We start from the raw sequence: 24,219 nt of genomic DNA on the forward strand, positions 1-24,219 counted from the left end.
CCCGCGAGCCGGAGATGGTGAAGGCCTATCGCGACACCTGGACGCTGGGAGTTCACTCCTACCTGTCTTACTTGCGGGACCGGCTACTGCTCTGCAAGGAGTTGCTAGCGGACTCGGGCAGCATCTTTGTTCAAATCAGTGATGAGAATCTACACCGCGTACGCTCTCTTTTAGATGAAGTATTCGGGGCTGAAAATACGATTAGCGTAATTTCGTTCACGACAACTGGTGGGTTTGCAACGAAGTTCCTTAGTCGGGCTGGCGACTACCTGCTCTGGTATGCCAAGGACAAGGAGAAAGCTCGCTACTATCAGCTTTACCGCCTCAAGGCTGATGGCGGCCTGCAAGGTGACGACTACCGCTACCACCAAACACCGGAGGGCGAACTTAAGACGGCCACCGAGGAAGAGCATGCCGTCGTTGACCTAATGAGGCTTGACAACACCGTCAGCCAAGGAGCTGCTTCGGGGCCACAGCCCATAGAAATTAGTGGCCGCATCTACTCACCCAACGAGCGCACTCATTGGAAGGCGCAGTATCCCACCGGAATGACACGGCTGACGCAGGCGGGTCGATTATTCGCTAGGAGCGACAGCTTGGCATACAAGCGGTTTGTTTCCGACTATCCTGCCTTCGAACAGACAAGCCTGTGGGGCGATACCTCCATTGCTGGAACGGCCGCTGGCAAGGCTTACATCGTGTCAACCAACCCAAAGGTAATCGAACGGTGCATCCTCATGACGACTTCGCCCGGGGACCTGGTGCTCGACCCTACTTGTGGAGGAGGAACAACTGCTTTGGAGGCTGAGGACCTCGGGCGACGATGGATTACAGCGGACACCAGCCGGGTCGCCCTCAGCATTGCGCGGCAACGGCTGATGACGGCTCGGTTCGACTCCTACAAGATGCGTGCCCTTGACGGCAAAGATGTTGGGCAGAACCCAAGCGGCACGTGGCTGACCGACCCGAGCGGCGAACTCTCCGGACCGGTGACGTTCGACTGCAAGACGGTCCCCCACATCACCCTCAAATCCATCGCTCAGAACCAAGCCCTCGACCCCGTCTTCGACCGGTGGGACCCACAACTCAGGGAAGCCTGCGAACGAGCGAACGATGCGCTCCGAGCGTGTCCGGCTGACCTGCGGGTCAAGTTGCTCACCAAGGCGAAGGACTCCCTCGGCGAGAAGAAGGCCAATTCGGTGGGCAACGACCTCGCCAAGTTGAAGAAGGCGCTCTCCGACGCCGACTGGCGTCGATGGGTGCTCCCGCCCGACCTCAAGCCCACGCGCAACTACACGACCGTGGCGAACGACTTCGACGGCTGGTACGAGTGGGAGATGCCGTTCGACGCGGACCCCGACTGGCCGCAGCCGCTCCAGGACGCGGTGCGGCGCTACCGCGAGCTTTGGAAGGCGAAGATGAAGGAGGTCAACGACACCATCGCCGCCCGCGCGGAGCAGGAGGAGTTGGTCGACCAACCCATCAAGGTCCCCGGCGTGCTCCGGGTGAGCGGCCCCTTCACGGTCGAGGGGGTGATCCCGGTCGAGGAGAACATCGACGTGGACGAGGAGTCCCCCATCGAGCCCTACGACGAGGAACTCGACACGTTCGAGCCTGGTGCAAACGGATCCACAAGCATCGACGTGGCCGACGTCTCGAACGCGGACAGCTACCTCGACCAAATGACCGGGCTCTTGCGGAAAGACGGCGTCCGGTTCCTCAACAACAAGGTGCAGGAGTTCGCCCGACTCGACCGGGTCATGGGGGCCACCCACCACGCGGAGGGCGAGTGGGAAAACGGGCCCGACGGCAACGCGGCAAAGTCCGTGTACGTCGTGTTCGGCCCGCAATACGGCGCGCTGACGCGCGGCGTGGTGGACGATGTTCTGGCCCGGTCGCGGAAGGCGGACGTCGTGCTGTTCGTCGGGTTCTCCTTCGACGCGGAAGCAAGCGGCGAGCTTGGCTACCGCAAGGAGTTGTTCGAGGCCGAGCAGAAACGCGATCCCGGCTCGACCAATGTGCAACAGGTTGAAATGGTGCAGATTCGCCCCGACGCCAACCCGGCGATGGGCGACCTGCTCAAGACCACCGTGCACCAGCAACTCTTCACGGTGAGCGGCACTCCGCGGACCCGACTGGGCAAGTCGCCGACTGGCGAGCTCCAAGTCTTGATGGAAGGCGTCGACATCTACGACCCGATTGAGAACGTGGTGCGGTCGAGCGGAGCGGACAAGGTGGCGGCCTGGTTTGTCGACGGCGACTACGACGGCCGCACGTTCTGCGTGACCCAGGCGTTCTTCCCGGACAAGTCGGCATGGGAAAAGATTGCCAAGCACCTGGACAAGAGCGGCGCGGTCGACATGGAGCGGTTCGAGGCGTTCAGCGGGACCACGTCGCTCCCCTTCCCACCGGGCAAGCACAAGCGGGTCGCAGTGAAGGTCATCGACCCGCGTGGCAACGAGGTCATGAAGGTGCACCGACTGGAGGGATTCGGGTCGTGAGAAAAGAGGAGGTCCTCAGCTTGATCGTCAAGCGCATGCGCGAAACGTTCGAGGTGCGCCGCATCATCTTGTTCGGTTCCCAAGCGCGGGGCGACGCAGACCCGGAGAGCGACTTTGACGTCCTCGTGGAAGTGGAGAGCGACTTGCCCTTGCGAGCAAGGCTCCTGGCCGGCCAAGCCGCGTTGAGTAAGCGCCGGTTCTCGATCGACCTGCTGGTCCTCACCCCCGAGGAAGTCGCCCGGCAGGCCAGCTTTCGCGGATCGGCAGTGGACTGGGCCCTTGAGGAGGGGGTGACGATCTATGCCCGGTGAACCGGAGAAGTGGCTCACCAAGGCCCGACAGGACGAACGGGCGGCGGAGATCTTGCACGGCGCGGGAGGTGCGCGAAGCCTTGTCGCCTACCACCTCCAACAGGCGGCAGAAAAGCGGATGAAGGCGGAAATGGCGGCGATGGGCTTGCGGCCACGGAAGACTCACGACCTGGAGGAAATCGCCGTGGCCCTGGAACGCCCGGTCACTGACGAAGTCATGGAAGCCTTGAGGTCACTCTCGACACTTGCCTGGATGACGCGTTACCCCGACTGGGACGAGCCTACCGAAGCCGAACCGGCCCAATTCATCGCGGAGCATCGCCGGGTCGTGGACTGGCTGGGAGCCCGAGATTGAGGCAAGAGCCACAGCCGATCCAGCCCGTCGAGTCGCCGGTCATCTGCAGCCCCTACCGGGAGCCGGACTGGCATTACGATTACGACCGCAAGACGGGCGAAGCGACCAAGAAGCCTGGACGACGCCCGGCCTACTACTGGTTCAAGTCAGAGGAGCGGGTGCGGGGCCAGGGCCAACTGTTCGAGACGGAGGAAGAGCGGCGCGAACTCGACTTGGTCAACAAGCTGCGCCAGGACGTGAAGCGGTGGAGGGAGTCCGGCTACCCGGGGGCGGAGAACGTCACCAAGGAGTTGCTGCGTCACTGGTGGCGGGCCGACCGTACCCGCCGACTGTTCTTCTGTCAACTGGAAGCGGCCGAGACCATCATCTTTCTGAACGAGATCCGCGGCCTCAAACGGGACGGGTCTCGCCGCCGACCGGTCTGGTCGCCGGAGTTCTCGGACACGGACTTCCAGGCCCTCACCGACCGACCGGCCGACCCCGGCTACGCGCCGCTGACCCGCATGGGCGCCAAGGTCTGCACCGGCGCAGGAAAAACCACGGTGATGGCCATGCTGATCGCCTGGGCCTTCTGCAACCGGGCCCGTGTCCCGAGCGACGAAAGGTTTCCGAAAGCGGCCCTCGTCTGCTGCCCCAACCTGACCATCAAGGAGCGGCTCCAGGTCCTCCGCCCCGACGCCAAGGGTCAGGACATCTACACCCAGTTCGACCTAGTCCCGACGCTCTACCGGCCCTTGCTGCAGACGGGCAAAGTCGAGATTGTCAACTGGCACGCCTTCAACCCGACGAGCGAGCACAGCGAGGGCGGCAAGTCGTACGCGGTCGTCCAGAAGGGTGCGGAGGACGACGAGTCGTTCGCCCGCAACCGGCTCGGCACGCTGTACGACATGGGCCCCCTGCTCGTGATGAACGACGAGGGGCACCACGCCTACCGCCCCAAGCCCGCGGACGGCAAGCTCTTCGTCGAGGGGAGCGACGACAACGACGAGGCGACCGTTTGGGTCCAGGGTCTCGACCGCATCAACAAGTCCTGCGGCATCCAGGTCTGCGTCGACCTCTCGGCGACGCCGTTCTATATCAAAGGGTCGGGCTTTCCCGAGGGGGAGCCGTTCCCGTGGATCGTCAGCGACTTTGGCCTGGTCGACGGGATCGAGAGCGGGATCACCAAGATTCCTCGACTCCCCGTCAGCGACACGACCGGCCGACCCGACGCGAAGTACTTCAGGCTGTGGAAGAACATCACGCGCGATTTGGCTGCCTCTCAGCGGGTCGCGGGTCGAAAGCCGAAGCCGGAGGTCGTCTGGGAGCGGGCCCAGGACGCCCTGGTCCAGTTGGCCGGCGAATATAGGAAGGCATTCGACGAGATCCAGGGGGCCAGCGACCTCCAACTGAAGGCTCCGCCGGTCATGATCCTCGTCTGCGACAACACGCAGATCGCCGAGCTCTTCTTCCGCAGCATCAGCGGTGAGGACGAGGTCGAGGCGCTCTACGCCGCCGAGTCCGATGACGACTCGGACGAGCCAGAAGTCGAGGAGGACGGACCCAAGAGGAAGGGCAAGAAGGCGAAGAAGAAGGTCGTGTACCGTGGCTCGCCAGACTGGGCCTCCTTGTTCGAGAACGGCCCGAAGTCCAGGCACACGATCAGCATCGACAGTAACCGCTTGGCGAAGGTGGAGAGCGAGGACCCGACGGCGACGAAGGACAAAGCCGCCCGGGAGCTGAGGGAGATCGTCAACACCGTCGGACGGATCGGGAAACCGGGGCAAGACGTCCGGTGCGTCGTCTCGGTCGCCATGCTGACGGAAGGCTGGGACGCGAACAACGTCACCCACATCCTGGGGCTGCGGGCCTTCGGCTCCCAGTTGCTTTGCGAGCAAGTCGTCGGTCGCGGCCTGCGCCGGATGAACTATGACCCGGACCCGGAGACCGGGCTGTTGCCCGAAGAGTATGTGGACGTGTACGGCATCCCGTTCTCGGTCATTCCCTACAAGGGCAAGCCGAGTTCCGCGCCGCCGGACAAGCCAGTCAACTTCATCCGGGCCGTTCCCGAGAGAAGTCACTTTGAGATCCGCTTCCCCAATGTCGAGGGATTCGTCTTCGCCCTAAAACGCAACCTCATCCGGGCTGACATCGACCAGATGGAGCGCATGGTCCTCGAACCGGAGCTGACACCGACCGCGACATTCCTCCGCATTCAGGCGGGGTATTCGGAGGGTGCGGCTTCTGGCAAGGGGCTCGGCGCATTTGTCGTGCACAACCGCGACGACTACTACGCGATGCATCACCCTCAGCAAATCGAGTTCGAGGTGGCGCGGCAGGTCGTGTCTGCCCTTGTGGGCGAAGGTGAGTTCGCGCCGGTCGGAGGGAACGCCCGGACCCGAGGCTACGCCCGCCATGAACTTTTCCCGCAGGTCGCCCGCCTGGTGCGGAAGTACGTCTCCACCAAGGTTGACTTCAAAGGCGCCGATCCTTGCGAACTCGGCCTCGACAAGTATGTGCGCCGTATCGTCGAGCGGTTGCGCGACGCTATCGAGCCGGACGACGACCAAGGGGAGGTGCCGTTGCTTCCGGTCCTGAACCGGTTCAATCCGGTGAGCAGCACGTCGGACGTCGAATACACGACTAAGCGCCCCGTGCACGCCACCGTCCGCTCCCACATCAACTCGGTGGTGCTGGACAGCACATGGGAGCAGACCGTTTCGTTCCATCTGGAGCGACTCACGTCTCTCGTCAGGTGCTATGCCCGGAACGACCGAGGATTCCTGACCATCCCCTACGAGTTCGAAGGAGTGCAGCACACCTACAGCCCGGACTACCTCGTCCGGCTGGCCGATGGTGCTGTGCTGCTTCTGGAGGTGAAGGGCCTGGCCGACGACGAGACCAACCAGAAGCACCAGGGCGCGCGGCGGTGGGTGTCGGCGGTGAACAACTGGGGGCAGCTCGGCCGGTGGGCCTTTGCGGTGTGCGGCAAGCCCCACGAATTGGAGGCGCTGCTGAGGGGATTTTTGCCGGAGGGGGAGGGCCCGAAGCGGGGGGTCGCGGGCGCCCGATGACAGGGCCTATTTGGGGTCCGGCGGGGGGCGTGGACGGGGGCTCGGACGAAAAAGTGAGCGAAAGGTGAGCGAAAGGTAAGCGAAAGGGTAGCACCAGTCGCGGAAAGGGCCCCGAAAGCCCGGTCCGGACGGTCGTCGGACTAGGCCCGGCGCCAGCCCGACCAGTCGCCGAGATAGAGGACTTCTTCCTCCAGACGGACCCCGAATTTCTGGGCGACACAGGCGGCGACGTCTTCGGCGAGGCGGCGGATGTCGGCGGCGGTGGCCCCGGCGACGTTGAGGATGAAATTGGCGTGTCGGCGGCCCACGGCGGCCCCACCGAGCCGCCTTCCCTTCAACCCGCACCGTTCGACCAGGTGACCGGCGGGGACGACCCCGGCGGCCTTGAGGGGGTCGGGGAGGTCGGGGAGCGACCGGGCGAAGGCGGCGTCGACGACGTTCTTGAAGAAGCTGCCGGCGCTGGCCGGGGGGGGTTGCTTGCCGATGCGCTGGCGCTGGTAGTCGCGGGCCAGGGCGTAGACCTCATGGGCGTCGCCGCGGGGGAGCACGAACCTGGCGCGGACCAAGCAGACGGGCTCGGCGCCGGGCTGGCGGAGGCGGGAGTCGCGGTAGGAGAACGCCATGAAGGCGGGGTCTTCCCACCGGCGGCGGCCCTCGTGGACGACTTCGACGGCGACGAGGTGGTCGCTGATGTTGGCGCGGTAGGCCCCGGCGTTGCTGACCAGGGCGCCGCCGACGCTGCCGGGGATGCCGACGGCGAAGCTGAGCCCGGCGAGGCCGGCTTGGGCGGTTTTGAGGAAGAGGTCTTGCAGCGGTGCGCCGCAGTCGGCGGTGACGGTGCCGTCGGCACCGACCTCGATCTGGCGGGTGAGGTTGAGGACGGTGAGGCCGGGGACCCCGGCGTCGCTGGGCAGGACGTTGCTGCCCCCGCCGAGGTAGGTGGCGGCGACGCCCTCCCGCTGGGTGTAGAGGGCGGCTTCGGCGAGGTCGTCGGCGCACCGCGCCACGGCGAACGACTCGGCGGGCCCGCCCGCCTGCAGGGTGGTGTAGGGGGCGAGGGGCTTGTTCCGGACGATCTGGCCGGGGTCAAACGCCAAAGGTCTCTCCCATGATGTGGGCGCGCTTGGCCTGGCTGATGCTGGGTCCGGCGACGTAGTGGGCGGCGAGGGCGAAGGCGTCGCCGAACTGGAGCCCGGCGAGGAGCGGGCCGGCGTTCTGCGCCCGCGGGACGACGTCTTCCCCGCTGGCGGCGTCGGCGGGGAGCCCGGAGACGACCGAAGCCACCCCGTCGGCGGAGCGGTAGAAGTATTCGCCCTTGCGGGACGGCAGGGCCACGGCGGCGGGCGCGCCGGTCAGGTCGAAGGAGGTGGTGGCGGCGACAGGCACCGCCAGCGCGTAGGCCCAAGTCTTGGCGACGGCCAGGCCCACCTTGACCCCGGTGAAGCTGCCGGGCCCCGCGTCGACGACGATCCGGCTGACGGAGGCGAGCCCGCGGTCACCGAGCAGGGTCAGGGCCAGTTGGATGACGGTGCCGCTCGCCGCCCGTGGGGCAGTCGCCTCGGCGGCGCCGGAGAGGCGCCCGTCCTCGTCGAACACGGCGACGCTCACCAAGGGCGACGACGTGCTGAGGGCCAGCGTCATAGCACCGTTTCGACGGACATGCGGTCGATCAGGTCTTGGACCAGGTCTTTGTCCGCCTCATAGTCGGCCTTGCTGACGGCCCGGTAGTCGAGCAACCAGAACTTGTCGTCCGACCAGCCGAGGGCGTAGACGGCGTACAAGGGCCCGGCGGTGCCCTGTCCCCACCGGCGACCGACGAGGACGCCGACCCCGGCCCGGTTCGGGTAAGGGGCGGTCTCCTCCCGGTGGTCGACCTTGGTGAACTCGGCAAGGGAGACACCGCCGATCCGGAGCCAGCTGTTGCGGGCCTGGACGGCATTGCCGGTGGCCGCCCGCAGGGTGACGGTGCCCTTCAGGCCCGCGTGTTTGGCGACCTCGCCGGTGACCGTCCAGCCCTCGGGCATGTAGTAGTCCCACTTCTCGACGCGTTGGCGGTTGGTCGCTTTCCCGGTCTTCGGCGGGGCCTGCAGCTTGGGGTTCCAGACTGTCTCAGACTTGGGTTTGGTCGGCTTGACCGGTGTCTCGACCTTCGTCCCCGGGGCCTCCGCCTTGGGCACCACACCCGAGACCGTCCTGATGGTGAGCAGGGCGGAGCGCCATTCGGCCTCGGCTTCGTCCGACGCCGCGGCCGAGGAACTGACCCGGAAGTTCAGCTTCTCCGCCGTCCGTGAATAGAGGAGTCCGATGAGGGTGACGCGGGTCTCCGCGCCCACCACCTCGGAGGTGCGGGTCAACAGCAAGGGGACACCGAGCAACTCCTCGGTCCATTGCTTGAGGACCTGGCGCTTGCTGGTCTCGCTGATGTCCCGCTGCAGGCTTTGCCACTTCTCCGCGTCGCTCCGGTAGGCGGTGTCGATGATCTGGACCTTGACAGGCTGGCCGGACTTGGTCTTGAACTCAATCACCGAGAAAAGGCGTTCTTTGCGGACGGCCCACGCCTTGGGGTGCTGGAACTCCAACCCAAGGCTCTCGTCGCGGTATGTCCGCATGTCTTTGGCTTGCACGATCGCCAACATCGCGAGGGCACAGGTCGCTACCGGCATAGGTCAGCTCTTCAGACGGCCGACGGGCCCCGGCAGGATCGCAGGGCGGGTCGGAAGGTCAAGTTACCCCATGCTGGTACCCTCGGGGCGTGGCCTTGGGCGTGCAGATGGAGCGGGAGATCCGCGAGCAACCGACAGTCTTGGCGGCGAACCGCGACCGGTACTTGGCCGAGTTGTCCGCGGCCCTCCGCGGGCGGTCGTTCGACCTTGTCCTCCTCGCCGCCCGCGGCAGCAGCGACAACGCCGCCCTTTACGCCCGGTACCTGATCGAGATCCACCTGGGCGTCCCGGTCACCTTGGCGGCGCCATCCGTCATCACGCGCCACCAGTCGGAACTTCGGTTCCCGGGCCGGACGCTGGCGATCGGCATCAGCCAAAGCGGCGCCGCCCCCGACGTCAGCGAGGTCCTCGCCTACATGCGCCGCCAGGGCCACACGACCCTGGCCGTGACCAACACTGCCGGTTCCAGGCTCGCCGGGGAAGCCGAGTTCGCCCTCGAACTGGGGGTCGGGGTCGAGGGAAGCATCGCGGCGACCAAGACGTACAGTTCGTCGCTTCTCGCCATGGCCCAGGTCGTGAGGGCCTTGGGCGCGGACCTGCCCGCACCGACGGTCCCCGACGAAGCCTGGGTCGACGCCTGCGAGGCGGCGGCGGAGCAAGTGTCGGGACTCTTCGTCCGGTCGTCCTTGGTCTTTTGCCTTGCCCGGGGGTACGACTTTGCCACCGCCCAGGAGACGGCCCTGAAGATGATGGAGTGCGCCATCGTCCCTGCGAAGAGCTTTTCGACCGCCGACTTCGCCCACGGGCCCCAAGCCCTCGCCGAGCATGGGACCGTGGCCCTCGTCTATGGTGAGGTGCCCGACGGACTTTCCGGAACGGGCACGGCCGTCGTGCCCGCCCCGCAAGCGGGACAAGGCGTCTACGACCCGCTCTGGCATGTCGTCTTCGGCCAATGGGTCGCCCTGAAGGTGGCCCGGGCCAGGGGCTTCGACCCCGACCGGGCGCAAAACCTCTCGAAGGTGACCAAGACGCTCTAGCACGGGGGCTTTACACCCACTCCCCCAACCCCGTCGCGCCGAGTCCCGTCCCTTTTGTTACAAGCTGAGACTATGGAACGCCGTACCGTCCGCAACATTCTGGTCGTCCTTGTGCTGGTCTTCGCGGCATGGCTTGCCTGGAAGGCCGTCATCGGTATCGCGTTCGGATTGCTCGGCGCCGCGTTCAAGGTGGTCCTGCCCGTCTTGGTGGTGGCTGGAGTCAGCTTCTGGGTGTACAAGAAGCTCTTCGGTGAACGCTCTCTGAGCGACCCGGGGCATCCCCGCCTGCCCCGCCGGTGACGGCCGACCTCCGGACTGGCTAGACTGGCGACGTGACGACGCTGATCCTGGCCTCCCTTCTCCTTCCCAACCAGCCGAACATCGAACGTGACCCCTTTGGCGTGCCGAAGGTCCACGCTGAAAACGTCGTCGAGGCGTACAGGCTTGACGGCTTGGCCTGCAGCCAGGACCGCCTGTGGCAGATGGAAATGAGCCGGCGGCAGTGCCGGGGCAAACTGGCCGAGGTGCTCGGCCCGGCCGCCGAAAGGAGCGACCGCCAGGTTCTCGCCCGAGCCTACACCGACACCGAGCTCCAGGCCCAGTTCGATGCCCTGCCCGCCGACGTCCGGGCGGCGTTCGCCGCCTATTCCGACGGCGTGAACCAGGACATTGCGGACCGGACGAAGGCGGGCAACCTCCCCGCCGGCTACAAGGAATACGGCTTCACTCCGGAGCCATGGACCGTTCTGGACTCTTGCGCCATCGTCGTCCGTTTGGCGCGGCTCTTTGGCACCGGCGGCGCGGGTGAGCTCCGGAACTTGGCCCTCCTCTCCTACCTCACGACCCAGAAGGTGAAGGGGCACGAACTCGACGTGCTCGACGACCTGGCGTGGCCCAACGACCGTCGGAGCCCGACGACGGTGGCCGGCGACGGCGGCCCTGCCCAAACCATCTTTGGCACCCCCACCAGAGCCGCGACGGCCGCCCAGTTCGCCGCCATACCTCGGCCAAACCTCCTGGAACTTGCCGGGGCCATCGCTATGGCCGACCAGACCGACAGCAAGTTGCTGGCCAGCCATGTCGGTGCGCCGTACAAGACCGGCAGCTACGCCGTCTTGGTGCCCCGCTCGAAGAGCGCCACCGGCAACCCGCTCCTGCTTACCGCGCCGCAAATGGGTCACGCGACTCCGAGCATCATCCACGAGGTCGCCATCGACGCCCCTGGGCTCCAGGTCGCCGGCATGGAAGTGCCCGGTATCCCCGGGGTCGCCATCGGCACAAGCCCGCAGATGGCCTGGGGCCTGACCAGTGGCGTGGCCGACATCGAAGACGTGTTTTGGGCCCCCATGGTCGGCAGGGACGGCTACACCTACGACGGCAAGACGCTGCCGATTGAAAAGGTCGTCTTCAACGTCAAGGTCAAGGGCCGGCCCGACTCGACCTTCACCCAACTCCGCACCCATCACGGGCCGGTGTTGCTCCTGAGTAGCGGCGCCAAGGTGGTCTTCAGTCTGAAGTCGGGGCTCTGGAAGAAGGAGCTGGCGATGACCCACGCCTTGTCGGGCCTTGCCACCGCCAAGACCGCCGCCGACGTGGACAAAGCGGTCGACTCCGTGCCCACCACCTTCAACCTGTTCTATGTCACCCGTGACGGCCACTCGGGATACCGCTATGTCGGCCATGTGCCGACCCGTAACCCGGCCCTGGACCCGCGCCTCCCGAGCGAAGACACCCCGGCCAACCAGTGGCGTCCCGCGGTGCCCCGCCCGGCGATGCCCCGCCTCGACGACAGCCCCCAGGGCCTCATCTCGAACTGGAACAACAAGTCGGTCGCGTGGTGGCCCAACGGCGACACCCCGGTCTGGGGGCGGATCTTTCGGGTCGACACCCTGCGCGCAAGCCTCGGCAAGGCCAAGCTGACGGCCTTCGACTTGGAGAAGGCGGCCTGGGACATCGCCCGCCGGGACGACACGAACGGCTTCTTCCGCGCCGAGATCGTCCGCGCCGTCGCCAAAGACCGGGGACGTTCGCCAGCCACCGAGGCCGAGAAGCAACTGGCGGGGTGGGACGGTTGGTCAGTCCAGGGGTCGGTGGGGGCCGAGGTCTACCGCGAGTGCGTCCGGCAGCTCCGCATGGCTCTCTTCCTGAAATCGATCGGCAACCTGACCGGCGAGGGGCTCTTCGTCCAAGCCGTCCAGCCCTCCGTGATCGCGGAAGCCCTGGACGGCAAGACGAAGTACGACTACTTGGCAGGGACGACCAGGGACGCCGTGCTCGTCGCGTCGTTCAAGGCGGCCCTGGCCGAGCTGGCCATGAAGCATGGCTCCGACATCCGGAACTGGCAGTACGGTGCCGGGTCCATCACCGTCCCCGGCGAAACACCTGTCCCTTACATCAACCGAGGGACTTACATCCAGGTGACCGAGTTCTTCCCCGACGGCCCCATGGCGCGGAGCGTCGCCTCGCCGGGGGTCAGTGAGTCCGGCCCCCACGCCTTCGACCAAGTTCCGCTCGCGCGGGCGTGGACTTTCAAGCCGATGTGGCGATGGTGAGACCGGCCCTGCAAGGTGGTGCCGTTTTTCCCCCGACACTGGGGTAGTTGATGGTCGTCCGCCGGCCACCCACCGTCTTTCGCCTGCTACAGGCCCGCGCCCCTGCGTGACGGGGCGGGAGACTCCCCGCCATGGGCCTTCGCCAGGGCTGAGGACGGCCCTCGGGACCGGTGCGCCCCGAGGCCCTTGGCCGGGGTATCTTCCTGGGGCCAGCGTGCTCCCGTCGTCTAGCGGTTCAGGACATCGCCCTCTCACGGCGAAGATCGCGGGTTCGAATCCCGTCGGGAGTACCACCTCTTTTTGAACCTATTTGAACGGATGAGATTCGAACCATCTTGAGGTTTGTCCGAGTACCTGGTTTGGATCGCGTACCTAGCCTCCGAAGAGCGCCACAACTCGCGCAACTCGGTAGACTGCGTCGTAAATGTCTCTACCACTGGAAGGAACACCGTATTTAGCGACCCGGGAAGTCGAGCATGCGATCGAGTCAAGACTCTCTGAACTACAAAAGCGAGTCGATCGTTTGCGTGGAGATGGGGTTCTGAGCTCGAGCGCTTTACAGCGGTACTACGGTCAAAAGCGTTTTGAGCAGGTCGCCGAATCAAATGCTATTGAAGGCAGTACCCTTACAGTTCGTGAGACCGAACTCGCCATTACGAAAGGGATAACTATAGACGAGCACAGCCCTAAGTATATAGCAGATGCTCGAGCCCTGGATAAGGCGCACGAAAGACTAGTCGAGTTAGCCTCGGCGGACAGGATCATTGATAATTCGGTAGTTAACGAGTTACACAGCCTTCTTCTCGCAGGTCATGGAGGCTCCGGGATGTTCAGGTCATCGAGTGTTCGCATCACTGGAGCCAAACACACTCCACCAAAGACTCGGGAACAGGTCACGAGTCAGATGGCTTCATGGCAAGAATGGTCACGACAGCATCAGGATACTTCGGCTCCGATTCGCTCGGCAATCCTGCATGCTTGGCTCACACACATTCACCCGTATACGGACGGCAATGGCAGGACCGCGCGAGCCGTGGGCAACCTGCAGCTTATTCAAGCAGGATATCCCCCAATCATTATCAAGAAGGTCGAGAGGGAGCGCTATTACGATTGCCTGAGCGAATCAGATGAAGGCAATCTAGGTCCGTTCTTGGAGCTGATCTTTGATCGATGCGAATCTTCCTTGATCGGGATTGAGCAAGCGACGAAGGCCGTGGCCACAGGACCTGTGCTGACAATTCGCGAACGTCAATTCAAACAACTTGAGATTTGGAACACAGCGGTCCATCTTCTCGGCCAAATGGTCGACTTGGAGGTCTCTCGAGCGATGGAACAGGTCGGTGGTTCTTCTAGTGTCCGCCTATTTGAAAGCAACTTCTCCCTCGAGGACTACCTTGAACTGTGTCAAAAACGGCCAGTTCCAAGATCATGGGCATTTCAGGTTCGCCTGACGATTCCAGGTCTTAGGCCGTTTGAGGCCTTGGCCTGGGTTGGGCCGCGCACGCCACCTATGTTCCACAAAATGGGGCACCAGGGCGGACCATCTGTTTTCTGGTCCGTTTTGAACCCTGACGGCTTTCCTCGATGGGTTCAAGATTACGAACACTCCCTTTTTGGTCACGAGATTACGTCGAGAAGCGGAAACGGGGATGCCTGGACTGTCTACGTAGGCAGTTCGACCTACGTAGAGTGCACTACAGGTGACCTCGCGGCAAAGATTAGCGATTCTCTATTAAATGCTGTCGCGGTGGCGGACTGAGCTGGGGCGATTCATATCTGCAAGGCGGTTCGAAGCGTGTACACTTCGGAGTACCATCCATCCCCAAGTCCTCAAGAGTCGGCCTGGCGCATCCCGTAGGTAGAGCCCAGTTGCCACCGGCACCGCCGCGAGGGTAAGACACGCCCACGATGGACCAGGGCATCCGCGACTATCACGACAAGCAAGACGACGACGTCCGGGCGGTTTGCGAAAAGCTCTATGGCGAGATCGTCGCCGCCCTCCCCGAGGCCGAAAGCAAGGTCTGGCATGGCAGCCCCGTCTGGTTCCTCGACGGAAACCCCGTGGTCGGCTACCACAAGTTGAAGGCGGGGGTCCGTTTGCTCTTCTGGAGCGGGAGGTCGTTCGACGAGCCCGGACTCAAGCCCGAGGGCTCGTTCAAGGCTGCCGAAGCGATGTACAAGTCTTTGGACGACATCGACACCGTCGTCCTGCGCGCCTGGCTTGCCAAGGCGCGGGACATCCAGTGGGACTACAAAAACATCATCAAGCGACGGGGCGAACTCATCCTATTGAAGGGCCCCGGAGTCTAGGGCCGGTTCATCGGTGGGACAGCCACGCGGCGAAGCGCCGGAGTTCTTCCCGCAGGGCCTTGGCACAACCTTTGGCCACCGCCAATTCCGGCGGCCCCACCGTGAACGCCCGGCCGATCGCCCGAAGGTGCTTCAGGCGGAACCGGTCGCCCTGGATGACGACCACGACCGGTTGCCAGTGGGGCGGGTGGAACTTTCCCTTGAACTCGGCCAGTCCCCGGAAGTTGTAGAACCGCGTGTAGTGTGCCCTGGCCCAGCCCCGGACAAGCCGTAACCACGTCGGGTCGGTGTCCAGTTCGGCCCCGTTCGCGACCAGGGGGACGATCCCCATGGTGAAGTACAGCGCCCCCGCTTCGGCAACCGCCTTGGCCGAGTGGTAGAGCAACAACTCGACCGTGCCGTTCGGCGCCTCGGGCCCGCGGACAAACTGCTCGGTCAGCCAGCCCCGGCGCGCCGGCACCGGGCACAAGGTCACGAAACCGATCGGCCGACCATGCCGTTCGGCGACGAAGATGCGCCGGTCGCGCAGGTCGCCGAGAGTCTCCGGTTCGACCAAGAAGTGGAGCGTCGGCAGGCCGCGGGTGGCGAGCCACGCTTGGAGCACCGCCTTCAGGGCTGGCTCGTGCTCAGCCCTCTCGCGAGACCATTCCGACACCTGGACATGCTTGTTACGGGCACGGTTCAACTGGGCGCGGAGCGAGGCGTCACCCTCCACCAATGCGACAAACTCGGCGGGGTCCCACTCGGGCTGAGACCCCAGGACGACGTTGACGTAGCCAGTCCGGGTGTCCAAACAATCCTGGAGGCGAGACTCGGCCCCGAAGTAACAGGCCTGCAACCCTTGGCCACGTAAGTACCCGTCCCACTCCTCCAGGGTCGCGTCCAGCCGATAGGCGGCGCAAACGGGGGCGCCCGCGACGATCGCCATGCCCCCCGACCGGACGAATCCGACCATGCTCTGCCCGTCGGCCGACCACCAGTGCTCAATGCCGTCATTGAGTAGCTGGTAGCAGGTGCTGTTCCAGCCGTGCCTCAAGACCAAGGCACGGTTCCGCTCCGACGCGGCCATCTCCCCAGGTTTACCTGGCTTCGAGCTGCGCTTTCAGCCTGTCGAACGCCGCGCCCCATGCCGCCCGCAGGCCGTCGGCCTCTTCCCTGCTCTGGATCCGCGCATGGGTCAAGGTGATCCCAGTCTTGCCTCCGCCTTTGTCGGCAAAGGCGGCGTCGACCTGGGTGCCGTGTTCGACGCCCTTGGTGCGCCATGCGATCCTCACGTCCTTGCCGGGCCGCAGGCGGAGCCATGTCCCGGTGTTCCCACCTGAATCACGGTACGCCCCGCCTTCTGTCGCGCCGTCGCAACCCAGCCAGCCACAGAGAGGGGCGTCGGTGAAGGCCTGGTAGACCGCGTCGGGGGTGGCGACGACCGTCTTGGTGACGCAGATGTTGTAACCCTCGCCCAAGCAGTCCTTTTTGTTGACGACGCCTTTGGCGCGCTCGTACTCGACCCAGACCGTCGTCGGCCACCACACGTCTTTGCCCCGCCCGGTCTGGTCATAGAGCCACTGGATGACCTCGCGCCTGCCGTCGGACGTTCCCCGGTCGTCCAGCGTCGCGAACCATTCAGTCAACGTCTTGCCGGTAGCCGCCTGGGCGGCGGCGTCGGTAACCGGAAAATCACTTTGCAGTGTCACATCCATCTTGGTGTCCTTGTCCCGGCACGCCGCCGCCCTAGTCGGAGTCACCGCTTGACCATCGGCGCCAGCGCCATTGTGGCGTAGCAGGTCGCGATAAACGACGAGTATTGCGATTCCCCGTGGGGGAAACCGGCTTCCATGTAGTTGTTCGCCGGGATCGCCCTCTTCACCACGTACCACGTCCCGTCGGGGTCTTGGTTCCGGAGCAAGAACTTCGCGCCCTTCGCATAGGCCGGCGAAGTCACTGGAGTCCCCGCCTTGCCCAAGGCGTAAAGGGCCAACGAGGTGCCGTAGGCGTCGCTCGGGACCCCAGACGCGGAGGCCCAACCTCCGTCGGCGTGCTGGTCGGTGGCCAGGTCGGCGGCGGCGGCCCTCACGTCCTTGGCCGGTGCACCGGCCCACTTCAGGCCGAGCACCTTGAACGCCTTGTCGTCAAGGGTCTTTGCCGGTGTCGCGGCGAGCCACTTGGCCGCCAAAGCGACCTTCCCTTTGTCGGGGGCGTATGCGGTCAAGGCGCGGACGGAGAGCGCCGTGTAGGTGAACAGGCTGGACTGCATCGGCGCCCGGGGCAGGCCGAACGACCAACTTCCGTCGGGGGCCTGGAAGGCGCCCAGCGCTTTGGTCATCGCCACGCGCCCGGCGTCGGCCTTCTCGCCTTTGGCCACCATGCCGACGAGCATCCAGGTGTATCCGGGGGTGACTTCGTTGACCTCGGCCAGCGGGATGTTGATCAGCTTCCGTGGGTCAGCGGCCCCGTCTTCGTTGAGGGGCTTCAGGGCGGTGACGGTCATGCCGACCCGTTGGGCCTGGACCTTGTCCAATTCTGCGCTGGTGGCAAATCCGTTCGCCTTGGCCACCGCCGTCGCCATGCGCCCCAACCCCTCGTGATGGCACGACACGCAGGCCGCGTTGTCAGCGAAGGTCTTCATCGACTTCTCGATGGCCTTGACGCTGGCCGCCACCGCCCGTCGGGCGGTCGGGACCGCGGACGCGGGGGCCTTGGCCCCGAGCAATTTGGCCGTCGCCGTGTGGCCCCGTCGCGCTGCGACGGCACCGGCGGCGGCCACACTACCCGACCTCGACCGGAGGTTTTCGACGACGCCGGGATAGTCCCCGTACGTCGCGGCCAGGACCAAGGCGTCGCGCCCGCTCTTGTCCTTGGCGTCCACCTTTGCGCCTCGGTTCAGGAGCATCTTGACAAAGTCGGCGTGGCCGTTCATGGCCGCCATAAGCAGGGGGGTCAAGCCCTCCTCGTCGGCGTGGTCCACGTCGGCACCGTGTTCGATCAGAATCTGGCCGACTTGCACATGGCCGCCTCGGGCGGCGTAGGTCAAGGCCGTCGCGCCGCTCGTGTCGGTCGTGTCGACCGCCGCCTTATGAGCGATCATTTCTTGGACAAACGGCACCGAGCCGGCGTTGGCCCCGTTCATTAAGGCCGTCTTGCCGTCGGCGCGGCTGGCGTTCACGTCGGCACCGTTGGCCAGCAGTATCTGCGCCCCGGGGGCGTTCCCGCTCAATCCCGCAAAGAGCAGCGCGGTGCCATACGGGCTGTCCGCGTTGACGTCGGCCCCGGCCTTGATCAGTTTGCCCATCACGCCCATCTGGAACGTGGCCGAGGCCAGGTAGAGCGGCGTGAACTCTAGTCCGTTCCGGGCATTGACGTCGGCTCCCCGGCCGATCAAGTCGTCGACGCCCTTGTCGTCGCGACGACCGACCGCCATGAAGAGCTCGGGGCCGAGGTTCCCACGGCTCATCGTCGGCGGGTCTGTGCTCCGTCGGTGTTGTTGTCCCTGCTGCACCGGGCCGAGCCCGGGGGCGACAGCAGCAGCGACGACCGCACCGACCGACAAGCACAAGGCAGCGCTATTGATTCGCGAAACGTTCATATTTGACAACTTTTTCATGCCCACATCCCCCCACAACCCCTATGCGGCATAATCTACCACTCCGCGATTGCTTGGGGTCGCAACCGGCCAGCTTGGGCCACGCCGGTTGGATTGACAAACTTACGGGGCGGGGAGGAGTCCGACGTTGCAACCAGCGCCAGAACGGGGCGATATGCCCGGGCCTCTTGGGCCCTCAGTCGCTCCGCGCGGGACCTTCCACCACCTTCCTCGCCGAAGCTCCCGACGAAACGATGGTCGATGTCACTTGCGAGACATAAGGGTCGCCGGTGGCACGGTGGAGCTTGGCAAGCCCGTCGATGATGTCAAACCTTATCTGGATGCTGTTCTTGCCCGACGTGCAGTTGTGGAACCAGTCTTGTAGCCCGTCGACGACCGTCCGTCGCAGGCCCTCTGACACCAAACCGACCCGCCAGATCTCGCGAAGGACCGTCCGCGCGACCGCCAGGCGGTCGTCCTTCACCAGCGCGAACACCCGGTCGAAGTCTCGGGACATGCGGGCTTCCTGGCCGTCCTTCGCAAGGAGACACAAGAGTCGGCCGGCCGCGGCACAGTTATCATTGGCCGGGCGACAGGCGATGGCGAGGACGAGGTCCCATGCGGCGTCGGCCCATGCGACCGGGCCGGAAGCCTGCTCGGTGATGGCGGCGATGGCGGTGGCCTGTTCGCGAGTCGTGCCGTTGGCCAGTGCATCCAGCAAATCAGAGTGACCTAGCGTGGCCAGCGGTGCGCGGGCCGACTCCGGATCTCTCGACCTATGTTCGTTCCCCGGTCGGAATTGGTCTAGCCAGGCGTCGACCTCTGCCATGGCGGCAGGCTCAAACGTGTAGATCCGACGCGTCCCCGCGGGTCGGACAGAGGCGAAGCCGGCGTCACGCAGGACTTTCAAGTGTTGGGACACCGCGGCCTGCGAGATCGGGAACTCGGCCTGCACCACGTCGACCATCTCGCCCGACGTCGCTTCTCCCTTACCCAGACGCTCCAAAATCCGCCGCCGGACCGGCTCGCCAAGGACCTCAAAGGCGTGCATCGCCACAGCCTTAACAATATCACACGGCACTTATACTGGGGTCCCCCGGGGGACAGATAGAATGACCCCATGGACGCACTCAACCAGGCGGTCTGCACCCTGTTCACCGAAGTCTTTGAGGGCACCCCGCCCGGTGCCGAAGGGACGTATTTTGTCCAGGGCGGCGAGGCAATGTGGGCGACTCTCGACGACCTGACCGCCGCCGAGGCGTCGACCCGCGTCTTCCCCGGGGCGAGCACGGTGGCGGCCCACACCATCCACACCAGCTACTACCTGGACTTGACGCTACGATGGATCGCCGGCGAGCGTCCGGAAGGGGATTGGCCGGGCAGTTGGGCCAAGCAGGAAGTCACCGACGAGGAGTGGGCCGGTGTCAAGGAAGAGTTCCGCCGCAAGGTGGCGGCCTTCGTCAGCCACGTGGCTTCAGCCACTCCGGACGAAGGCGACCTGCTGGGGATGCTCGCCAATTTAGGTCACGTGGCGTACCACCTGGGCGCGGTCCGTCAGTTGTATTTGGCAGTCGCCTCAGGACGCTGAGAAGATTTTTTGCCCAAATTGACGTTCGGGGAACTCGCCGCGCACGACGGCGGGTAGTGGGTGCAAAGGCTGTCGTAAGACCCGCGGTGGCCGCAAGAATCGCTCACTCCTGATCGCCAATGCCGTCGCCCCCGGCCCTGGAAACGCCGGAAATCCGGGGGGACCGCACTTCTTCCTCCCGCCTGGCTAGACTAGGGTCATGACCGCCCTCGTCGCCGCAGCCCTCCTGCAACCGGGCCGGCCCAACATCGTCTTCATCATGGCCGACGACTTGGGCTATGGCGAGTTGGGTTGCTACGGCCAAGAGAAGATCCCGACCCCCCACATCGACCGTTTGGCAGCCGAAGGGGTCAAGATGACGCGGTATTACTCCGCCAGTCCCGTTTGCGCGCCCGCCCGTTACTCCCTGATGACCGGCAAGCACCAGGGCCATGCCGCTATCCGTGGCAACACCGAGCGAGGCGGCGCCGGACCGAACGACCCCGAAGGACAGACCCCTTTACCTGACGGCGAGACGACCCTCGCGGACGTGCTGCACCGGGGCGGCTATCGGACCGGTGTCGTCGGCAAATGGGGCCTCGGCGGCCCCGGGCCGGACGGACACCCGCTCAACCATGGCTTTGACTTCTTTTACGGCTATATCTGCCAAAGGCGGGCCCACAACTACTACCCCGTCTACCTCTGGAACGGCTACCAACCCGACATCCTGCCGGGCAACAAACTGATGAGCGCCCACCAGCGGATCAAGGAGCCCTTGGCGTCCGAGGACGACTACTACACCCGGTTCGGTGGCCAAACTTATGCACCGGCCAAGATCACCGAAAACTGCCTCGACTTCATTCGGTCATCAAAGAAACAACCGTTCTTCTTGTACTACGCGCCGACCCTTCCCCACGTCTCTCTGCAGGCACCGAAGGAGTGGGTCGACAAGTTTCCGAGGGACTGGGACGCAAAGCCTTACCTCGGCGAGAAGGGCTACCTCCCGACGGCCCGCCCACGGGCGACCTACGCGGCGATGATCGCCTATCTGGACGACTCGGTCGGCCAGATCATGGCCGAGCTTGACCGGTTGGGGCTCAGCAAGGACACCTTGGTGGTGTTCACCAGTGACAACGGGGCCACCTTCACCGGAGGGATGGACCGCGCGTTCTTCAAGTCGAACGGAGCCCTCCGCGAAGGCAAAATGAGCCTTTACGACGGTGGCGTCCGCGAGCCGTTCATCGCCCGGTGGCCCGGCAGGATCACTCCTGGCACGACGACACCGCGCTTCGCCGTCGGATACGACGCTTTCGCCATGTGTTGCGAAGCGGCCGGGCTGAAGGCGCCACGGACCGACGGGCGCAGTTTTCTGGCCACGCTCACCGGCAAGTTCCAGCCCGTGCGCCCCTGGATGTACTTCGAGTATCCCGAGGCGTCGGCCCAGCAGGCCGTCTTCCTGCGCGAGCGGTGGAAGGTCGTCAGGCCTGACCTGAACAAGCACCCCGAGAAGGCCGAGCTCTACGACATTGTCGCTGACCCTTCGGAAACCAAAGATATGGCCCTCGCGCACCCTGAGCTGGTACGCGAGGGCCTTGACCTCATGGCCAAGGAGCACCGGCCCAACCGGCTGTTCCCCTTGGGACAAGCGGAGAAGGACTAGCCCTCGACCAGTCCGGCCAAGCGGGCCATGGTGTCGGCCAACCCCTTGTCCGCACCATACGTGTCGACACAGAGCACCTTCTCCTCCAGAGTCGGGAACTCCATGCTGAACGTCATCCGCGTCTCCTCACTGTTGAGGGCCTCGATGTCCACGGTGGCTTCAAAGTGCACGGCACCTCCGTCACCATAGTGCGTGTAGGTGATCCTGTCCGGTCCAGTTTGGTGGTACTTGAGGCGGTTGGGGTAGTCGCGCCCGTCGGGCCCGTGCATGGTCAAGACCCACCAGCCGCCGGGCTCGAACGCCAGTTCGTGGGTCGTCGTGGTGAAGCCGACCGGCCCCCACCAGTTGCTGAGGTGGACGGGGTCCGACCACATCGAGAGGAGCTTCTCTGGCGTCGCCCGGTACACCCTGCTCAGGGTCAGGGTCCGCTCGGGATGCAGGACCGTCACCGGACCACCTCCAACGAGCCCAGAAGGGTGTCGAGCTTCTCGAACCCTTCCCGGACACCGCGCTCCATGCCGAAGGCGACCATACCGTCGCGTGAGGCCTTGTCAGGAAATAGCGAATGGTAGGTCACTCTCGTGCCGTCCCCTTCCGCGTCGAAGGTGACGGTGTTGACCAGGGTGTGCCCGGGCGCGCCGTCCCACAGGAAGGTCGTGACGAGCCGCGACTTCACCACGACCTCGCGCACTTCGCCGTAGAACCGTTGTTCCGCGCCGTTGGAGTCCGCGCAGACCGAGTCCCAGATGCCGCCAGGCCGGCAGTCCATTTCGTACTTGGTGTACTTGATGGAGTGCGGGCCTTGCCAGCGGGCAAGGTGTTCGCCCTTCGTGTGGACGTCCCACACCAGGTCGACGGGAGCGGCGAAGAACCGCGAGAACTGGAGTTCCAGGTCTGACGGCATCAGGATGTCAAGGCTTTGCTTCATGGTTCGGATCCTTATTGGACTGAAGGTCACGGAGGTAGGCGTCCAGGCGCTCGAAGCTCTCGTCCCAGTACCGCCGGTACGGTTCGATCCAGTCTTGCGCCTCTTTGAGCGGATCGGCGACAAGCAAGCGCACGCGCTGTTGCGCCCGCTTATCGACCTTCACCAGCCCCGCCTTCTCCAGCACCTTAAGGTGCTTGGTGACCGCCGGGCCGGTCATGTCAAAGGTGCCCGCCACCTCGCCCATCGCCTTCGGCCCTTCGGCGAGCTGGGCCAAGATGGCCCGCCGCGTCGGGTCGGCGAGGGCAGAAAAAACGAGACTGAGGTGGTCGGACGCCATTAGTTACCGTGTGGTTTTATTACCACTTGGTAATATATCAGCCCACATCCAGAAAAGCAAGGGCAATTGTTGAAAAGTCCTTCCGTTTGGCTCAGAACCCGCGCAGGCCGGGCTCTCCGCGGAGCTTGGCGTACATCACGATGTCCTGGGGCGCGCCGCCCACCCAGAAGACGTGGCGGAGGACACCCTCCTGAACGAACCCGCACTTCTCCGCCAGCCGACGGCTGGCGGTGTTCCCTTCTTCGGCCTGGATCTGGATGCGGGCGAGGGGGAGCCAATCAAACAGATAGTCGACAAACAGGCTGACCGCCTCGGTGCCGTATCCCTTGCCTCGGTCGGCCAGGTCATAGAGGATGTAGCCGATCTCCTTCGTCGCATCATAGTAGTGCTGGGCGTTGAAATAGGAGACCGACCCGATGATGCGGTCGGTGACCGGGTCGACGATCAGCATCGTGCCGTCCTCCTTGCCCCACATCCCGTCGTCGTCAAAGCTCTTTTGAATGGCGACCTCACTGTGGAGGTCGAGGGGAAAGTACTGGCCCCGCGACCGAACCTCGGACCGAAGCTCCACAAGCTTTGGCAGGTCTGCGCGGCGGACCGTCCGCAGGTTGACGTGCTTTCCCCGCAACATGTTCAGAGGTTCTCCAGTGTCACGGACTTGAACTCGACCTCGGTGCCCTCCGCCTGGAGCGCGATTTTGCCGTGGTCGGCGGTGCAATCATGGCCGTCGTTCACCAGGTCACCGTTGACCCAGATGGTGATGTCCCTTCCCTTACACCTGATCACCATCGTGTTCCACTCGCCGAGCGGTTTCTCGCTGTTGTCCGTCAGATTCACGATACGGCGGTTCTTGTCGCCGTCTACCCCCCATTTTTCTCTGGGGCCACGGCGTATCTCCATGTTCGGCACGACAATGTCCTCGCCGATGCACCAAAAGTCACCGGCGTCGCCACTCTGCATCTGGCACTCCATCGACTGGGGGAACATGCCGCTGAGCCTCCGGAGCTTCGACGCGTGGACGAGGACCCCGCAGTTCCCCGGCCTGCCGGTGAAGCGATACACCACCGTCAGTTTGTAGTCGCGGTACTCCTTGGTCGTCAAGAGATGGCCGCCCGGTGTGCCAAGGCTGACCAGTTTGCCGTCGCGCACGATAAAGGGCACCTTGCCGTTGGGGTCGTTGTCCAAGGCTGGGACGTCCATCGTCCAGCCTGTGAGGTCCTTCCCATTGAAGAGCTCGACGGGTGCGCCTTGGGCCGTGGGGACCGACGGTCCCAGCAAGGCGAGAGTCGCTATCCAGGTGAACATACGCGGATTCTAACTCAATCCTAGGTGCCCCTCGAAATACTTCCAGCTAGCCAGCTTCCCGGT

23 protein-coding genes and 1 tRNA gene are annotated in these 24,219 nt (G+C 64.7%); 12 read left to right on the top strand and 12 right to left on the bottom strand.

What is annotated here, in order from left to right; genetic code table 11:
* The 4 genes from KF857_00005 to KF857_00020 form a co-directional block, all read left to right on the top strand.
* Positions 1–2,501 (top strand): site-specific DNA-methyltransferase (locus KF857_00005; GenBank protein ID MBX3110364.1); only part of this gene is annotated, 2,501 nt, incomplete at its 5' end.
* Entirely contained in the window at positions 2,498–2,812 is a 315-nt protein-coding gene (locus KF857_00010) for a nucleotidyltransferase domain-containing protein (protein MBX3110365.1), read from the top strand. The genes KF857_00005 and KF857_00010, both read left to right, overlap by 4 nt.
* A complete protein-coding gene (locus KF857_00015; protein ID MBX3110366.1) occupies positions 2,802–3,167 on the top strand; it encodes a HEPN domain-containing protein in 366 nt (121 codons plus the stop codon). The genes KF857_00010 and KF857_00015 overlap by 11 nt, the downstream gene beginning before the upstream one ends.
* Entirely contained in the window at positions 3,164–6,220 is a 3,057-nt protein-coding gene (locus KF857_00020; protein ID MBX3110367.1) for a DEAD/DEAH box helicase family protein, read from the top strand. Before KF857_00015 ends, KF857_00020 begins: the two co-directional genes overlap by 4 nt.
* A gap of 140 nt (positions 6,221–6,360) precedes the next feature.
* Here the strand turns inward: KF857_00020 and murB are convergent, their stop codons facing one another.
* Genes murB through KF857_00035 form a run of 3 tightly spaced genes read right to left on the bottom strand, consistent with a single transcriptional unit; the run spans position 6,361 to position 8,883 of the window.
* Positions 6,361–7,317: a UDP-N-acetylmuramate dehydrogenase gene (murB, locus tag KF857_00025; GenBank protein MBX3110368.1), complete on the bottom strand. Its 957-nt coding sequence runs from the start codon at positions 7,315–7,317 to the stop codon at positions 6,361–6,363.
* A complete protein-coding gene (gene tsaB / locus KF857_00030; protein ID MBX3110369.1) occupies positions 7,307–7,861 on the bottom strand; it encodes a tRNA (adenosine(37)-N6)-threonylcarbamoyltransferase complex dimerization subunit type 1 TsaB in 555 nt (184 codons plus the stop codon). The genes murB and tsaB overlap by 11 nt, the downstream gene beginning before the upstream one ends.
* Positions 7,858–8,883, bottom strand: coding sequence for a hypothetical protein (locus KF857_00035; protein MBX3110370.1), 1,026 nt, complete (start codon positions 8,881–8,883; stop codon positions 7,858–7,860). Before KF857_00035 ends, tsaB begins: the two co-directional genes overlap by 4 nt.
* 89 nt (positions 8,884–8,972) lie before the next feature.
* Here KF857_00035 and KF857_00040 point away from each other — a divergent pair, with 89 nt between their 5' ends.
* The 6 genes from KF857_00040 to KF857_00065 all read left to right on the top strand — a co-directional run bounded on the left by KF857_00040 (position 8,973) and on the right by KF857_00065 (position 14,782).
* Complete coding sequence (locus KF857_00040) at positions 8,973–9,920, top strand: SIS domain-containing protein (GenBank protein MBX3110371.1); 948 nt, start codon at positions 8,973–8,975, stop codon at positions 9,918–9,920.
* Between the two features lie 72 nt (positions 9,921–9,992).
* On the top strand, positions 9,993–10,220 hold the full coding sequence (locus KF857_00045; protein ID MBX3110372.1) for a hypothetical protein: 228 nt from the start codon (positions 9,993–9,995) through the stop codon (positions 10,218–10,220).
* Positions 10,221–10,252: 32 nt separating this feature from the next.
* Positions 10,253–12,472 carry a penicillin acylase family protein gene (locus KF857_00050; GenBank protein ID MBX3110373.1) on the top strand — a complete coding sequence of 740 codons (2,220 nt, stop codon included), beginning with the start codon at positions 10,253–10,255 and terminating at the stop codon, positions 12,470–12,472.
* 216 nt (positions 12,473–12,688) lie between these two features.
* Positions 12,689–12,765: transfer RNA gene (locus KF857_00055), tRNA-Glu, on the top strand.
* A 131-nt stretch (positions 12,766–12,896) separates the two neighbouring features.
* Positions 12,897–14,231, top strand: a complete 1,335-nt coding sequence (locus KF857_00060; GenBank protein ID MBX3110374.1) for a Fic family protein — start codon at positions 12,897–12,899, stop codon at positions 14,229–14,231.
* Positions 14,232–14,380: 149 nt separating this feature from the next.
* On the top strand, positions 14,381–14,782 hold the full coding sequence (locus tag KF857_00065) for a DUF1801 domain-containing protein (protein ID MBX3110375.1): 402 nt from the start codon (positions 14,381–14,383) through the stop codon (positions 14,780–14,782).
* A gap of 7 nt (positions 14,783–14,789) precedes the next feature.
* Here KF857_00065 and KF857_00070 read toward each other — a convergent pair whose 3' ends face one another.
* The 4 genes from KF857_00070 to KF857_00085 all read right to left on the bottom strand — a co-directional run bounded on the left by KF857_00070 (position 14,790) and on the right by KF857_00085 (position 19,410).
* The gene (locus KF857_00070; protein ID MBX3110376.1) at positions 14,790–15,851 is read right to left on the bottom strand and encodes a DUF2156 domain-containing protein; all 1,062 of its coding nucleotides are present in this window, start codon (positions 15,849–15,851) and stop codon (positions 14,790–14,792) included.
* 10 nt (positions 15,852–15,861) lie between these two features.
* On the bottom strand, positions 15,862–16,479 hold the full coding sequence (locus KF857_00075) for an SRPBCC domain-containing protein (GenBank protein ID MBX3110377.1): 618 nt from the start codon (positions 16,477–16,479) through the stop codon (positions 15,862–15,864).
* Positions 16,480–16,520: 41 nt separating this feature from the next.
* Positions 16,521–18,362: an ankyrin repeat domain-containing protein gene (locus tag KF857_00080; protein MBX3110378.1), complete on the bottom strand. Its 1,842-nt coding sequence runs from the start codon at positions 18,360–18,362 to the stop codon at positions 16,521–16,523.
* Between the two features lie 193 nt (positions 18,363–18,555).
* Positions 18,556–19,410 carry a winged helix-turn-helix transcriptional regulator gene (locus KF857_00085; GenBank protein MBX3110379.1) on the bottom strand — a complete coding sequence of 285 codons (855 nt, stop codon included), beginning with the start codon at positions 19,408–19,410 and terminating at the stop codon, positions 18,556–18,558.
* A gap of 69 nt (positions 19,411–19,479) precedes the next feature.
* On the opposite strand from KF857_00085, the gene KF857_00090 reads away from it, so the two are divergent.
* Positions 19,480–19,947, top strand: a complete 468-nt coding sequence (locus tag KF857_00090) for a DinB family protein (protein ID MBX3110380.1) — start codon at positions 19,480–19,482, stop codon at positions 19,945–19,947.
* 199 nt (positions 19,948–20,146) lie between these two features.
* Complete coding sequence (locus KF857_00095) at positions 20,147–21,586, top strand: arylsulfatase (GenBank protein ID MBX3110381.1); 1,440 nt, start codon at positions 20,147–20,149, stop codon at positions 21,584–21,586.
* Here KF857_00095 and KF857_00100 read toward each other — a convergent pair.
* The 5 genes from KF857_00100 to KF857_00120 all read right to left on the bottom strand — a co-directional run bounded on the left by KF857_00100 (position 21,583) and on the right by KF857_00120 (position 24,156).
* Entirely contained in the window at positions 21,583–22,035 is a 453-nt protein-coding gene (locus KF857_00100) for an SRPBCC domain-containing protein (GenBank protein ID MBX3110382.1), read from the bottom strand. The two genes, KF857_00095 and KF857_00100, sit on opposite strands and share 4 nt — an antisense overlap.
* Positions 22,032–22,514: an SRPBCC domain-containing protein gene (locus tag KF857_00105; protein ID MBX3110383.1), complete on the bottom strand. Its 483-nt coding sequence runs from the start codon at positions 22,512–22,514 to the stop codon at positions 22,032–22,034. Before KF857_00105 ends, KF857_00100 begins: the two co-directional genes overlap by 4 nt.
* Positions 22,498–22,851, bottom strand: coding sequence for a winged helix-turn-helix transcriptional regulator (locus tag KF857_00110; protein ID MBX3110384.1), 354 nt, complete (start codon positions 22,849–22,851; stop codon positions 22,498–22,500). The genes KF857_00105 and KF857_00110 overlap by 17 nt, the downstream gene beginning before the upstream one ends.
* 91 nt (positions 22,852–22,942) lie before the next feature.
* On the bottom strand, positions 22,943–23,482 hold the full coding sequence (locus KF857_00115; GenBank protein ID MBX3110385.1) for a GNAT family N-acetyltransferase: 540 nt from the start codon (positions 23,480–23,482) through the stop codon (positions 22,943–22,945).
* Positions 23,483–23,484: 2 nt separating this feature from the next.
* Positions 23,485–24,156 carry a DUF1080 domain-containing protein gene (locus KF857_00120; protein ID MBX3110386.1) on the bottom strand — a complete coding sequence of 224 codons (672 nt, stop codon included), beginning with the start codon at positions 24,154–24,156 and terminating at the stop codon, positions 23,485–23,487.
* Between the last annotated feature and the right edge of the window lie 63 nt (positions 24,157–24,219).

It is taken from the genome of Fimbriimonadaceae bacterium (genome assembly GCA_019638795.1).
In the GTDB taxonomy this organism is placed as follows: Bacteria; Armatimonadota; Fimbriimonadia; order Fimbriimonadales; family Fimbriimonadaceae; genus JAHBTB01.

What these genes read in the sequence shown, in the direction of transcription:
- KF857_00015 (MBX3110366.1), top strand. Translation starts at nt 2,802, where the DNA reads ATGCCCGGTGAACCGGAGAAGTGGCTCACCAAGGCCCGACAGGACGAA.
- tsaB (MBX3110369.1), bottom strand. Translation starts at nt 7,861, where the DNA reads ATGACGCTGGCCCTCAGCACGTCGTCGCCCTTGGTGAGCGTCGCCGTG.
- KF857_00035 (MBX3110370.1), bottom strand. Translation starts at nt 8,883, where the DNA reads ATGCCGGTAGCGACCTGTGCCCTCGCGATGTTGGCGATCGTGCAAGCC.
- KF857_00045 (MBX3110372.1), top strand. Translation starts at nt 9,993, where the DNA reads ATGGAACGCCGTACCGTCCGCAACATTCTGGTCGTCCTTGTGCTGGTC.
- KF857_00060 (MBX3110374.1), top strand. Translation starts at nt 12,897, where the DNA reads ATGTCTCTACCACTGGAAGGAACACCGTATTTAGCGACCCGGGAAGTC.
- KF857_00065 (MBX3110375.1), top strand. Translation starts at nt 14,381, where the DNA reads ATGGACCAGGGCATCCGCGACTATCACGACAAGCAAGACGACGACGTC.
- KF857_00070 (MBX3110376.1), bottom strand. Translation starts at nt 15,851, where the DNA reads ATGGCCGCGTCGGAGCGGAACCGTGCCTTGGTCTTGAGGCACGGCTGG.
- KF857_00075 (MBX3110377.1), bottom strand. Translation starts at nt 16,479, where the DNA reads ATGGATGTGACACTGCAAAGTGATTTTCCGGTTACCGACGCCGCCGCC.
- KF857_00080 (MBX3110378.1), bottom strand. Translation starts at nt 18,362, where the DNA reads ATGAACGTTTCGCGAATCAATAGCGCTGCCTTGTGCTTGTCGGTCGGT.
- KF857_00085 (MBX3110379.1), bottom strand. Translation starts at nt 19,410, where the DNA reads ATGCACGCCTTTGAGGTCCTTGGCGAGCCGGTCCGGCGGCGGATTTTG.
- KF857_00090 (MBX3110380.1), top strand. Translation starts at nt 19,480, where the DNA reads ATGGACGCACTCAACCAGGCGGTCTGCACCCTGTTCACCGAAGTCTTT.
- KF857_00095 (MBX3110381.1), top strand. Translation starts at nt 20,147, where the DNA reads ATGACCGCCCTCGTCGCCGCAGCCCTCCTGCAACCGGGCCGGCCCAAC.
- KF857_00105 (MBX3110383.1), bottom strand. Translation starts at nt 22,514, where the DNA reads ATGAAGCAAAGCCTTGACATCCTGATGCCGTCAGACCTGGAACTCCAG.
- KF857_00110 (MBX3110384.1), bottom strand. Translation starts at nt 22,851, where the DNA reads ATGGCGTCCGACCACCTCAGTCTCGTTTTTTCTGCCCTCGCCGACCCG.
- KF857_00115 (MBX3110385.1), bottom strand. Translation starts at nt 23,482, where the DNA reads ATGTTGCGGGGAAAGCACGTCAACCTGCGGACGGTCCGCCGCGCAGAC.
- KF857_00120 (MBX3110386.1), bottom strand. Translation starts at nt 24,156, where the DNA reads ATGTTCACCTGGATAGCGACTCTCGCCTTGCTGGGACCGTCGGTCCCC.